At 45.5% G+C, this 13503-nt stretch carries 9 protein-coding genes; all 9 read left to right on the top strand.

What is annotated here, in order from left to right:
* Positions 1–664: 664 nt before the first annotated feature.
* The gene (locus AB4232_RS07495) at positions 665–2347 is read left to right on the top strand and encodes an ABC transporter substrate-binding protein (RefSeq protein ID WP_372086793.1); all 1683 of its coding nucleotides are present in this window, start codon (positions 665–667) and stop codon (positions 2345–2347) included.
* A 169-nt stretch (positions 2348–2516) separates the two neighbouring features.
* Positions 2517–3503 carry an ABC transporter permease gene (locus AB4232_RS07490; protein WP_009847562.1) on the top strand — a complete coding sequence of 329 codons (987 nt, stop codon included), beginning with the start codon at positions 2517–2519 and terminating at the stop codon, positions 3501–3503.
* Between the two features lie 2 nt (positions 3504–3505).
* The gene (locus tag AB4232_RS07485; protein WP_009847563.1) at positions 3506–4531 is read left to right on the top strand and encodes an ABC transporter permease; all 1026 of its coding nucleotides are present in this window, start codon (positions 3506–3508) and stop codon (positions 4529–4531) included.
* Positions 4532–4533: 2 nt separating this feature from the next.
* The gene (locus AB4232_RS07480) at positions 4534–5517 is read left to right on the top strand and encodes an ABC transporter ATP-binding protein (RefSeq protein ID WP_009847564.1); all 984 of its coding nucleotides are present in this window, start codon (positions 4534–4536) and stop codon (positions 5515–5517) included.
* Between the two features lie 87 nt (positions 5518–5604).
* Positions 5605–6600 (top strand): ABC transporter ATP-binding protein, encoded by a 996-nt coding sequence (locus tag AB4232_RS07475; protein WP_009847565.1) that lies wholly within the window; start codon positions 5605–5607, stop codon positions 6598–6600.
* A 113-nt stretch (positions 6601–6713) separates the two neighbouring features.
* Positions 6714–8435 carry a glycoside hydrolase family 9 protein gene (locus AB4232_RS07470; protein ID WP_135382804.1) on the top strand — a complete coding sequence of 574 codons (1722 nt, stop codon included), beginning with the start codon at positions 6714–6716 and terminating at the stop codon, positions 8433–8435.
* A gap of 2 nt (positions 8436–8437) precedes the next feature.
* Complete coding sequence (locus AB4232_RS07465) at positions 8438–9322, top strand: N-acetylglucosamine kinase (RefSeq protein WP_017103857.1); 885 nt, start codon at positions 8438–8440, stop codon at positions 9320–9322.
* Positions 9323–9334: 12 nt separating this feature from the next.
* Positions 9335–11281: a beta-N-acetylhexosaminidase gene (locus tag AB4232_RS07460; RefSeq protein WP_371701754.1), complete on the top strand. Its 1947-nt coding sequence runs from the start codon at positions 9335–9337 to the stop codon at positions 11279–11281.
* A 127-nt stretch (positions 11282–11408) separates the two neighbouring features.
* A partial coding sequence (locus tag AB4232_RS07455) for a GH36-type glycosyl hydrolase domain-containing protein (RefSeq protein ID WP_372086790.1) occupies positions 11409–13503 on the top strand: 2095 nt, incomplete at its 3' end.

Raw genomic sequence — 13503 nt, 5'->3', positions numbered from 1 at the left:
CCATATCAGGACGGGTCATATCATACGCGACCAAAGGACAATGACGTCGATTCAAACATACTTCTTTTACGACATTAAACAAGCAAAATGACACGTTACTCAATCTTAAACAATCACCAGTTCAGTTACTATTTTGAGCCTTATTCTTGGCTGAATTTCACATTCCTCCGGCTCTTTGTTGCAGTTTGAGAAGCGAGTCACAACAGAACGGCAGATTTAATTTTCTAGAAAAATTTAACGTAAAATAGGTAAGTGACCGAGATCTACAATTACACCACAGCAAGATAATCCCCTATAATTAAAAGCCAAAAAGGTTAGTGACCACTTACAGGAGGCCACCACCACAAAACCAAATGCGAGTCACATCACCTTAACAATTGCGCACAAAAAACCACCAAAGCAAGCTATTTTGACGTTAATGACGTGGTGCTGTGTGTTTTTAACGTTTTTGACGGGAAACGAGTTTGATTAATTCATCGATAAGGTGTTTTCTTACTCCTGCCAAAGGCCTACAGGCCACTCTTACCACTTCTCAGAATCAAAGATGAATCTGGAGCAACGAAGAAGAGGTAGGCCTTTAACTAGAGTGTGTATCTACTAACTAATTAGCGACAGATAACATTCAATCCATTAGTGAAATGAAAGCAAATAGTAAGGAACAGCTATGCTTGCCAATATAAAAAAAACAGCAATAGCAACAGCAATTATTGCAACTGCTACAGCAGGTTTTGCATCAGTAGCAACAGCTGCAGAACGCAGTGAGTTGACGATTCACCCTAAAGAGTTCACGACCTTTGTACGTAACTTTAACCCGTACTTAGGTGCAACTCATTTACATACAACCTGGGACTTCCTATACGAGCCTTTAGTTGTATTTAACGAAATGCACGGTAACACTCCAGTGTTCCGCCTAGCTGAAAACTTCACTATGTCAGATGATCTGATGAGCGTAGTTTTTGATATTCGTAAGGGTGTGAAATGGTCTGATGGAGAAACTTTCTCTGCTGATGATGTTGTTTTTTCTTTCAACCTTGTAAAAGAGAAAACAGAGCTTGACCAATCTGGTATCAACTCTTGGGTAGCTTCTGTAGAAAAACTGAACGACTACCAAGTTAAGTTCAGCCTAACAGAAGCAAACTCAAACGTACCTTATGAGATTGCTAAAGTACCTGTAGTACCTAAGCACATCTGGAAAGACGTTAAAGATCCATCAACGTTTACCAATGAGAACCCGGTAGGTTCTGGTCCATTTACAGAAATCGATACGTTTACAGCGCAACTGTACATCCAGTGTGCAAACCCGAACTACTGGGATGCAGACAACCTAGATGTTGACTGTCTACGTGTTCCACAAATTGCGAACAACGACCAGTTCTTAGGTAAAGTTGTAAACAGTGAAATGGACTGGACGTCTTCTTTCGTTCCAGATATCGATCGTACATACGCTGCAGCAAGCCCTAAACACCACTACTGGTACCCGCCAGCAGGTACACAAGCATTCATCGTTAACTTCAAGCACCCTGATGCTGCGAAGCATGAAGCATTGAGCAACGTTGAATTCCGTCGTGCTTTCTCTATGGCTCTTGACCGCCAAACTATCATCGACATCGCATTCTACGGTGGCGGTACTGTGAACGATTTCGCATCGGGTCTTGGCTACGCGTTTGAAGCTTGGTCTGATGAAAAAACTCACGACAAATACAAAGGCTTCAACACTTACAACGCTGAAGGCGCGAAGAAGCTTCTTGCTGACGCTGGCTTCAAAGATGTAAACAAAGATGGTTTTGTTGACACGCCATCAGGCAAGTCTTTCGAACTAATGATTCAATCGCCAAACGGCTGGACTGACTTCAACAACACAGTTCAACTAGCGGTAGAACAGCTAAACGAAATCGGCATTAAAGCGAAAGCTCGTACGCCAGATTTCTCTGTGTACAACCAAGCAATGCTTGAAGGTACATACGACGTAGCATACACAAACTACTTCCACGGTGCGGATCCATACACGTACTGGAACAGTGCTTACAACTCATCACTACAATCTGGTGAGGGTATGCCTCGTTTCGCTATGCACTTCTACAAAAATGACAAGCTAGATGGTCTTCTAAACAGCTTCTACAAAACAGCTGACAAGAACGAACAGCTAGATATTGCACATGGTATCCAGCAAATTATCGCTGCAGACCAAGTGACAATCCCTGTGATGTCTGGTGCTTACATGTACCAATACAACACAACTCGATTCACTGGTTGGTGGAACGAAGAAAATCCAAAAGGCCGTCCAAACATTTGGGCTGGTATTCCAGAGCGTCTACTTCATGTACTGGACCTAAAACCAGTTAAATAAGTAATCGTTCAATCTTTGCGGCGTAACTTCTTACGCCGCTTATAAAAATCCCCACACTATCAATTGAAAGTATGGCGCTAGTCGTCAGGGGATTTTTCGTTCCAAATTTCGCTAGGAGCGACCTGAATCCAGAAACAGGGAAACAATCTGGGTGAGTAAGGTGTGAGTTATGGGTTATTTTTTAAGACGTTTGTCATTTTATTTTGTCGCGCTATTAGTTGCAGCGACGTTAAACTTTATTATTCCAAGAGCAATGCCTGGTGACCCAGTTACCATGATGTTTGCGAACGCTTCTGTACAAGTTACTCCTGAGCGTATTGCTGCAATGAAAGAACTATTAGGCTTCGTTGATGGCGGCTTACTGGTTCAATACGGCGCATACATGAAGAACATTCTAAGCTGGGAGCTTGGTACATCAATTCAATTCTACCCACTTTCTGTAAATACTCTGTTGGGTGGAGCATTTGGTTGGTCGCTATTCTTAGCAGGCACCGCCGTTATTCTTTCTTTCTCTATTGGTTCAATCCTAGGTATTTTTGCAGCGTGGAAACGTGGCAGCAAATACGATGCATTTGTGACTCCAGGGATGCTGATTTTACAAGCCGTTCCTCAGGTTGTTATTGCCATGATTGCGCTGTTTACCTTCGCAATCGGCTTGAAATGGTTCCCAACAGGTTACGCCTATACCGCAGGTACGATTCCAGATTGGACAAGCTGGGCATTCATTAAAGATGTCGCTTACCACGCCTTCTTACCTTTGCTATGTGCATCTATTGTTCAAATTGGTGGCTTCCTAGTAAACATGCGTAACAACATGATCAACCTGCTAGCTGAAGATTACATCACCATGGCGAAAGGCAAAGGCCTGAGCGAAAACCGAGTGGTATTCAATTACGCAGCTCGTAACGCGATGCTACCAAGTGTGACAGCACTTTCTATGTCGTTAGGTATGGCAATCGGTGGTCAGTTAATTATCGAAATCATCTTTAACTACCCAGGTCTTGGCAGCGTACTTTTCAACGCAATTAACGCTCGTGATTACCAAGTACTGCAAGGCCAACTGCTTATCATGACGCTATTCATGCTGTTCTTTAACCTAGTTGCAGACATGCTTTACGTTGTTCTTGACCCTCGTCTTCGTAAGGGTGGTAAATAATCATGAAAGATATTCTAAAACTCATTTGGCGTAACCCGATGGCCTTAACAGGCGTCATCATCCTAAGTATTTTTATTCTTGGTGCGATTGCGGCTCCATTGATCACAAAACATGTGCCAGACAAACGTACAGGTAATCCACACGAATACCCTGGCTTCGTGGTTAAGTCTGCACAAACTAACCCTGATGGCTGGGTTGCTCAAAACCTAGCAGACGATCGTCGTACGTTGATAATGTCTAAGAAGGCAGACCACGTACTGGGAACAACTCGTATGGGTCGTGACGTTTGGTCACAAGTGGTATACGGCGCACGCGTATCTCTTGCTGTAGGTTTTGGTGCGGGTCTTACCGTATGTTTACTAGCAACGGTTATCGGTGTTTCCGCAGGCTACTTTGGCGGCCGTGTCGATGATGTTCTGACAGCCGCAATGAACATCATGCTGGTTATTCCTCAATACCCATTACTGTTCGTAGTTGCAGCCTTTATCGGTGAGGCAGGGCCACTCACCATAACCTTGGTTATCGGCTTTATGTCCTGGGCTTGGGGCGCGCGTGTTGTTCGTTCCCAGACCTTAGCACTGCGTGAAAAAGAGTTTGTAAAAGCCGCTGAAGTTCTGGGTGAATCTTCATTCCGTATTATCTTCGTAGAGATTCTTCCAAACCTTATCTCTATCGTTGGCGCGAGCTTCATCGGTTCGGTGATGTACGCAATCATGATGGAAGCAACGATTTCGTTCCTAGGTCTTGGTGACCCGAACACAATCAGCTGGGGCATCATGCTTTACAACGTTCAAACCTCTTCATCAATGCTGATTGGCGCTTGGTGGGAACTGTTGGCTCCTTGTATCGCATTGACACTACTTGTAACTGGTCTTGCTCTACTTAACTTCGCTGTCGATGAAATTGCCAACCCGCAACTGCGTTCTCACAAAGGCATGAAGCGTTGGAAGAAATTAGCAGCACAAGACAAAGAAGAACGTGAACCTGAACTACCACCACAAAATGCACTTTGGAGCGGAGATAAATAATCATGTCTGAACCACTAATTTCTATCCGCAATTTATGCGTGGATTACATCACAGAGTCTGGCGATGTACGTGCGTGTAACAACGTAAGTTTCGACATTGCTCCAGGTGAAGTATTCGGCCTAGCTGGTGAATCTGGCTGTGGTAAATCAACTGTTGCTTTCTCTCTTATGCGTCTGCATAAGCCGCCCGCTTACATCAGTGGTGGTGAGGTTATCTTCAATGGTGAGAACATCCTTGAATACAGTGATGACCGTATGCAAGCGTTCCGTTGGAGCGAGATGTCGATGGTATTCCAGAGTGCGATGAACGCACTCAATCCTGTATTACCAATGGAAGAGCAGTTCTGTGACGTAATTATGCGTCACACCAACATGACTCGTGAGCAAGCTAAGCAACGTGCTGAAGGTCTACTTGAAATCGTAGATATTCACCCGAGCCGATTGAGTGACTACCCTCACCAATTCTCTGGCGGCATGCGTCAGCGCTTGGTTATTGCTATCGCTTTAGCATTGAATCCAAAGCTTATCATTATGGATGAGCCAACGACCGCACTTGATGTGGTTGTTCAACGCGAAATCCTGCAAAAGATCTATGCACTAAAAGAAGAGTTTGGCTTCTCGATTCTGTTCATCACCCATGACTTGTCATTGATGGTCGAGTTCTCTGACCGTATCGGCATCATGTACTCAGGTGAGCTCATTGAGGTTGCCAATGCTCAAGATATTCTAGAAAACCCTTACCACCCTTATACCAAAGGGCTGGGAAGTTCTTTCCCTCCACTAACAGGGCCAAAGACAAAACTAGCAGGCATTCCGGGGAACCCTCTGAACCTGTTAGAGATCCCTGAAGGGTGTCGTTTCCAAGCTCGTTGTGATCGTGTACATGAAACGTGTACCAAGGTGCCAACCAAGCTACGTTCTATCGACCCGGGACATTTGTCTAACTGCCACCTGTACGGTGACCCAATAGTACAAAGGAAGCTATAGCTTGCACGCTGATTCAGCGTGAATAACGAATAAGGCGGCTCGACCGCCGAAATGCAAGCAAAGCGAATAAGGATTCTGGAGACAATTATGAGCAAAGATTTCGGTCAATTATTGGTAGAAGGCAAGAATGTCGTAAAAGACTTCCCAATAAGCAGTACCACAATTCAAACCCCAATGATGCGTGCGATTAACGACGTATCATTCAAGATGTATAAAAGTCGCGGCCTAGCTGTGGTTGGTGAGTCAGGTTCAGGCAAATCAACAACAGCAAAAATGATCGCAAAAATGTACGCGCCTTCGGGCGGTACGATCGAATACAAAGGTCGTGATATCCAAGAGATCTCAAGCAGAAAAGATCTTATGCACTACCGTGAAGGCGTGCAGATGGTATGGCAAGACCCGTTTGGTTCCCTGAACCCAACACATAACATCTTTCACCACATAGCTCGACCATTGTTGATCCACAAAAAAGTATCTCCGGGCAACAAGAAAGAGTTACAGGAACGTGTGTACGATCTTCTAGAGCAAGTTGGCTTAGTGCCACCACAAGCAACGGCAGAGAAGTACCCTCATCAACTCTCTGGTGGTCAGCGTCAACGTGTCAACCTAGCCCGTAACATTGCAGTTGGTGCAGAAGTTGTATTAGCCGATGAACCAACATCGATGCTTGATGTATCGATTCGTGCTGGTGTTTTGAACCTGATGGAAGAAATGAAGTTTGAGAAACAAATGTCTCTACTTTACATCACCCACGATATCGCAACCGCTCGTTACATTGCTGAAGATCTTTCAGTGATGTACGTAGGACACATGGTGGAATGGGGCGATACCGATGATGTGATTGCTAACCCTCAGCATCCTTACACCCAACTGCTTGTTTCTGCGGTTCCAGATCCTAAAAAATCGATCCACGAACAACTCGCAGGCAACAAAGGTGAGATCCCTCTTTGGACACCAGTCTCAGCAGGTTGCCCATTTGCAGGCCGTTGCACTCATGCAATGGACAAGTGTAAAGAGCAGTTACCAGGGGTTACGCAGTTAGCTGATAACCACTTTGTGCGTTGTTACCTACACGAAAGCTAAGCAATAAAACCAAGTTAGGGTCTGCGGGCCCTAACTATTTATATCCAAAACATTTTATATCCAAAACATTCAAGTACCTAGCCAATAGAAACTAGGACTGTCGGAGAATATTGATGCTGTTATTGACCAACCATATTGGCTACGAATCCACGGCTCCAAAGCAGGCTATTCTGCAAACGAAGAAAGCTCGCTTATCAAGTACGACTGCACTTTTGGTGTGTGCCGACAACCATATCACTGTCGGAAGTTTTGATGTGGTTAAACAAGGCCGCGTAGCAAATTGGCATCAAGGGCAATTCTTCACTATCGATTTCAGTTCAGTCACTGGATCTGGTCGCTACTACCTACGCTTTGACAATCTGCGCTCTGAAGTATTTGAGATTGGTAGCAACCTATTAATGAACCACACATTTTCTGATGTGCTTCATTACTTTAAGTCACAACGCTGTGGCGGTAGTTTCGACAAAAAAGATCGACAAGCACAAATTATGGGCACTGACAGATACGTCGATGTCCACGGTGGATGGTATGACGCATCAGGTGATGTAAGTAAGTATTTTAGCCACCTATCTTATGGTAACTACCTTAACCCACAACAAATTCCAATGGTCGTTTGGAACATGCTAAAAAGCGTGCGCTTGACTAGCAATAACTCAGACTTTCCTAAATTCTCTATGACTCGTTTAGTGGAAGAAGCCCTATTCGGTGCCGATTTCTTAGTGCGTATGCAAGACGCTGACGGATACTTTTACATGACGGTATTCGACAAGTGGAGTAAAGACATCAATCAACGTGACATCTGCGCATACGCCACTCAAGAAGGTAACAAATCAACGGACTTGCAAGCGGGCTACCGACAAGGTGCAGGTGTTGCTATCGCCGCATTAGCTGCTGCATCTGAACTTGAAACCTCGGGCAGTTACTCGAGCCAAACTTATCTTGAAACTGCCGTTAGCGGTTATTGGCACCTAAAAGAACATAACCTGCAGTACCTAAACGATGGCGAAGAAAACATCATCGATGAATATTGTGCCCTACTCGCTGCCAATGAACTGTACCGAGTAACAGAGGACGATCAATACCTATTAGAAGCAAGAACTTGGGCTAGTCGCTTGATCGCACGTCAGCAATCTGATGATTCAGTTAAGCACTTTTGGTCAGCTAATGCTGATGGCTCTCGCCCCTATTTCCATGCAGCTGAAGCTGGCCTTCCTGTAATTGCTCTGTGCGAGTACATCGATAATGAAACTGACACTGAGTTGAAAGAACAAGCACGTGTGGTTGTTGAGCAAGCTTGTCAGTTCGAAATCAACATTACCGACAAAGTCATCAACCCATTTGGCTACCCAAGACAATACGTAAAATCTGTCGATGGTGATAAACGTGATGCCTTCTTCGTCGCTCAACAAAACGAAACTGGCTACTGGTGGCAAGGCGAAAACGCGCGTCTTGGCTCAATTGCGACCATGGCGTACTTAGTTCAACCACACATTCAAAATGCCGATCTTCAAAAGCGCTTAATCCAACTGTCACAAAACAGCCTTGATTGGATTTTAGGATTGAATCCTTACCACATGTGCATGCTTGATGGCCACGGTCATAACAACCCAGACTACCTACCACAGCTTGGTTTTTTCAATGCCAAGGGCGGGATCTGCAATGGCATTACGGCAGGGTTCGAAGACGAACAAGACATCGCATTCAACCCACCAGCACAGAAAGGCGACATGCTTCAAAACTGGCGATGGGGTGAACAATGGATCCCTCATGGAGCGTGGTATTTGCTAGCAACGGCTGCGCAATTCAACTTCCTAGCACAAAGTAAGGAGCAATAATCATGACGCTTTACTACGTAGGTATTGATGGTGGCGGTACATCTTGCCGTGCTCGCATTCGTGATGACCAAGGCAAACTCATTGGTGAAGCGAAAAGTGGCAGTGCCAACATCCTTTTGGGTGTCGATGTTGCAATGAGTTCAATTGTTGATGCGATTACTAAAGCCGCACAACAAGGGCAACTCAACTCTAACGATTTTTCTAATATGCATGTTGGTTTGGCGCTAGCTGGTGCTGAACAGAAGTCAGCATGGCTCGACTTCATGGCACAAGCACACCCTTTCGCAAGTATGACACTCAATACAGACGCCTATGGTGCATGTATTGGTGCACATAATGGCCAAGACGGCGCGATCATGATTGGTGGTACAGGTTCATGTGGTATCTACCTAAACAACGGCGAACAACACGTGGTTGGTGGTCGTGAATTTCCAATTTCTGACCAAGGCGGCGGCGCAGTGATGGGCCTTCGTTTAATTCAGCAAGTTCTACTCGCTGAAGATGGCATTCGTAACAAAACCCCACTGACTCAACATGTTATGAATCATTTCAATAATGATGTTGATGCGATCGTGGCATGGTCAAAAGGCGCGATTCCAAAGGATTACGGTCAATTCTCACCCGTCATTTTTCAACTGGCAAATGAAGGCGATGAACTGGCTATAGAGATGCTTAAGCAGACTGCAGCCGATATCGAAATGTTTGTATTAGCGCTGCATCGAAAAGGCGCTGACAAGGTGTGCTTAATGGGAAGTATCGCTGAGCGTATTCTCAACTGGCTATCACCACCAGTACAACAATGGATCGTTAAACCTCAATTTGACGCTATCGAAGGCGCATTGATGTTTGCCGGCAAGTCACAACACAACTTGTATCAACAGGCTTAGCAGGGAAGTTATATGAATTATCGCATCGACTTAGCTGTTCTTTCTGAACAAAAAAATAACTGCCGATTTGGCCTTACGGTACATAACTTAAGTGACCTCGACGTAAAAGATTGGTCTCTGCACTTTGCATTTGATCGTTTCATCCTTCCAGAGAGTTTATCGCAAGGAGAGCTGACTCAAGTTGGCAGCTTTTGCTCGTTCAAACCAAGTTCTTCAGTATTAAAGGCCAACAACCATTACTACCTTGAATTCAGTATTCAAAGCGCCCCATTCCGCTTCTATTCTGATGGCCTTAACGATGCCTTTATCCAGTCACATCATGATGGAGAAACATCGGTACTGCCTGTCGCGATATCACCCATAGTACTGGCTTCGCCATACCGTGAACGCAATCAAATACCTGAAGTTAACGCTTCTGAGATAGCATTGATTCCTCAACCAAATCAGATCGAACTCAAGCAAGGTAGTTTCGCGCTAAGCTGTGGATGCAAGATTGAGGTTCAATCTCACCTTGCAGATAAAGCCGTCTCTTGGTTGCAGCAAGAATTACTTTCTACCTTTGAACTGTCGATTTCGAATGAGCTTCCAACTGAACTTTCAAAAGACGAAAGCGGCGACATTCTATTTCGCAGCAATCCAACATTAGACGAAGCAGAATACAAACTCCGCATTACTGAACAACAAATAATTGTTGAATCAGGTAGCCAGTCTGGGTTTACACACGCCGTGGCAAGTCTGATTCAATTGATTCAACAACTGGATGCCGAAAATTTTTCTATTCCATGCTGCAAAATCGCCGATCACCCTCGCTTTAAGTACCGAGGCATGATGTTGGACTGCGCGCGTCACTTCCACTCAGTAGAGCAAGTGAAGCGTTTAATCAATCAACTGGCGCACTACAAGTTCAACGTATTTCATTGGCACCTAACTGACGATGAAGGTTGGAGAATTGAGATTAAGAGCCTGCCTCAGCTGACTGAAATCGGCGCTTGGCGCGGTCCTGATCATGCATTAGAACCGCAATACACCCACCTTGCGGATAACTATGGCGGCTTCTACACGCAGCAACAGATTCGTGAAGTCATTGAATACGCAGAGCAACGCAGCATCACGGTGATCCCAGAGATCGATATCCCAGGACACTGTCGCGCCGCAATAAAGTCGCTGCCTGACATGCTGGTAGAGCAAGCCGACACTACTCAATACAAGAGTATTCAGCACTACAACGACAATGTACTAAATCCAGGCTTGCCAGGTACTTATCAGTTCCTAGATGCTGTGATTGAAGAAGTCGCAGAACTTTTCCCTAGCGAATTGATTCACATGGGCGCAGATGAAGTACCACCGGGCGTGTGGACCAACAGCCCTGCCGCTCAAGCACTGATGAAAGAGCACCAGTATCAAGACAGCAAAGACCTACAAGGCCACCTATTCCGCTATGCCGAGAACAAACTCAAACAACTTGGTAAGCGCATGGTGGGCTGGGAAGAAGCACAGCACGGCGACAAGGTGAGCAAAGAGACCATCATCTATTCATGGCTCAGTGAAGAAGCCGCTATCAATTGTGCTCGCCAAGGCTTTGATGTGGTGCTGCAACCAGCACAGTTTACCTATCTCGACATGACCCAAGATTATGCACCGGAAGAACCGGGCGTAGATTGGGCTGCCGTTATCCCCTTAGAACAAGCTTATACCTACGAAGCCCTCGCTGAGATATCCGACACCGATCCAATTCGTAAGCGGATCCGCGGAATTCAGAGTGCTCTATGGTGTGAGATCGTTACCAATCAAAAGCGCATGGATTACATGGTATTTCCAAGAATTAGCGCTTTAGCTGAAGGATGTTGGACACATAAAAACAACCGAAACTGGCTAGATTACCTATCTCGCCTAAAGGGCCACCTGCCATTACTCGACAGACTCAATGTTGATTATCGCAACCCTTGGAAAGCTCAATAAAACGAAACCAAAGCACACTCAAGTCGAGTACTTGCTTCCCCTGATTAAGGTGCTCAGTCAGATTCGACTCAGCATCACTATTTAAAAATTAGCTGCATAGATGCAGTTTGTTAAAAAGGAAATGACAATGAAATACGGCTATTTCGATAACGACAATCGCGAATACGTCATCACTCGCCCTGATGTACCAGCACCTTGGACCAATTACCTAGGTACTGAAAAGTTTTGTACCGTAATTTCGCACAATGCGGGCGGTTACTCGTTCTACAATTCTCCGGAATACAACCGTGTTACTAAATTCCGTCCAAACGGCACCTTCGACCGTCCAGGACACTATGTTTACCTGCGTGATGATGAGACGGGCGATTACTGGTCTATCTCTTGGCAGCCTGTGGCAAAGAGCCTAGATGAAGCGAACTACGAAGTACGCCATGGCCTGTCATACTCTAAGTTCAAGTGTGAATACAGCGGTATTACCGCAACTAAAACGCTATTCGTTCCTAAGGGTGAAGATGCAGAAGTTTGGGACGTCGTGCTGAAGAACAACACTGACAAGCCAAGAACCATCAGCACTTTCTCATTTGTTGAGTTCTCTTTCAGCCACATCCAATCTGATAACCAGAACCATCAGATGTCTCTGTACTCTGCAGGCACGTCTTACCAAGAAGGTGTTCTGAAGTACGACCTGTACTACAACACTAACGACTTTGAAGGCTTCTACTACCTAGCTTCAACTTTCTCACCAGACAGCTACGATGGCCAACGTGACAACTTCCTAGGCATGTACCGTGATGAAGCAAATCCAATTGCGGTTGAAAACGGTAAGTGTTCTAACAGCGCTCAAACCTGTTACAACCACTGTGGTTCTCTGCACAAGCAATTTACGATTCAACCGGGTGAAGAAGTTCGCTTTGCTTATGTACTCGGTATCGGTAAAGGCAACGGTGAACGCCTACGTGAGAAATACCAAGATACAGCAAACGTCGATGCCGCTTTCCAAGGTATCAAAGATCACTGGGACGAGCGTTGCAACAAATTCCAAGTTAAGTCGCCAAACGAAGGCTTAGACACCATGATCAACACGTGGACGCTATATCAAGCGGAAACCTGTGTGGTTTGGTCTCGCTTTGCTTCATTCATTGAAGTTGGTGGCCGTACTGGCCTTGGCTACCGTGATACTGCGCAAGACGCCATCTCAGTACCTCATGCCAACCCACAAATGACCAAGAAACGTATTATCGACCTGCTTCGTGGCCAAGTGAAAGCCGGCTACGGTCTACACCTATTCGATCCAGACTGGTTTGATCCAGAGAAAGCAGACGTTGAGCCATCGAAATCACCAACGGTTGTTCCAACGCCTTCAGACGACGATAAGATCCACGGCATTGAAGACACCTGTTCTGATGATCACTTATGGATCGTTCCAACCATCATCAAATATGTAATGGAAACAGGTGAACACGACTTCTTTGATGAAGTAATTCCATACGCAGACGGTGGCGAAGCGACAGTTTACGAACACATGAAAGCGGCACTGAACTTTTCTGCAGAATACGTGGGGCAAACAGGTATCTGTAAGGGCCTTCGTGCAGACTGGAATGACTGTTTGAACCTTGGTGGTGGTGAATCTTCAATGGTTTCATTCCTGCACTTCTGGGCTCTACAAGAATTCCTAGACCTGGCTAAGTTCCGTAATAACGATGCTGACGTTACTAAATACACAGAAATGGCCGCGAACGTACGTGAAGCCTGTGAAACACACCTATGGGATGACGAAGGTGGCTGGTACATCCGTGGTCTAACAAAAAATGGCGACAAGATCGGTACCGCTCAACAAGCTGAAGGTCGTGTACACCTAGAGTCGAACACGCTAGCGGTTCTATCTGGCGCGGTTTCTCAAGAGCGTGGCGAGAAAGCGATGAACGCTGTTGATGAGAACCTATTCTCTGAATACGGCTTGCACCTAAATTCTCCTTCATTCGCAACACCAAACGATGATATCGGCTTTGTGACTCGCGTTTATCAAGGCGTAAAAGAGAATGGCGCAATCTTCTCTCACCCGAACCCATGGGCTTGGGTAGCAGAAGCGAAGCTAGGTCGTGGTGACCGTGCTATGAAGTTCTACGACGCACTGAACCCGTACAACCAAAACGACATGATTGAAACGCGTTATGCAGAACCCTACTCGTACGTGCAGTTCATCATGGGTAAAGACCACCAAG

This window comes from Vibrio sp. 10N.286.46.A8 (assembly GCF_041470165.1).
Lineage (GTDB): Bacteria > Pseudomonadota > Gammaproteobacteria > Enterobacterales > Vibrionaceae > Vibrio > Vibrio tasmaniensis_A.
This window is presented reverse-complemented; position numbering and strand designations above follow the sequence as displayed.

Coding starts and splice junctions, on each gene's coding strand:
- AB4232_RS07470 (WP_135382804.1), top strand. CDS start 6,714: ATGCTGTTATTGACCAACCATATTGGCTACGAATCCACGGCTCCAAAG.
- AB4232_RS07490 (WP_009847562.1), top strand. CDS start 2,517: ATGGGTTATTTTTTAAGACGTTTGTCATTTTATTTTGTCGCGCTATTA.
- AB4232_RS07495 (WP_372086793.1), top strand. CDS start 665: ATGCTTGCCAATATAAAAAAAACAGCAATAGCAACAGCAATTATTGCA.
- AB4232_RS07460 (WP_371701754.1), top strand. CDS start 9,335: ATGAATTATCGCATCGACTTAGCTGTTCTTTCTGAACAAAAAAATAAC.
- AB4232_RS07485 (WP_009847563.1), top strand. CDS start 3,506: ATGAAAGATATTCTAAAACTCATTTGGCGTAACCCGATGGCCTTAACA.
- AB4232_RS07480 (WP_009847564.1), top strand. CDS start 4,534: ATGTCTGAACCACTAATTTCTATCCGCAATTTATGCGTGGATTACATC.
- AB4232_RS07475 (WP_009847565.1), top strand. CDS start 5,605: ATGAGCAAAGATTTCGGTCAATTATTGGTAGAAGGCAAGAATGTCGTA.
- AB4232_RS07465 (WP_017103857.1), top strand. CDS start 8,438: ATGACGCTTTACTACGTAGGTATTGATGGTGGCGGTACATCTTGCCGT.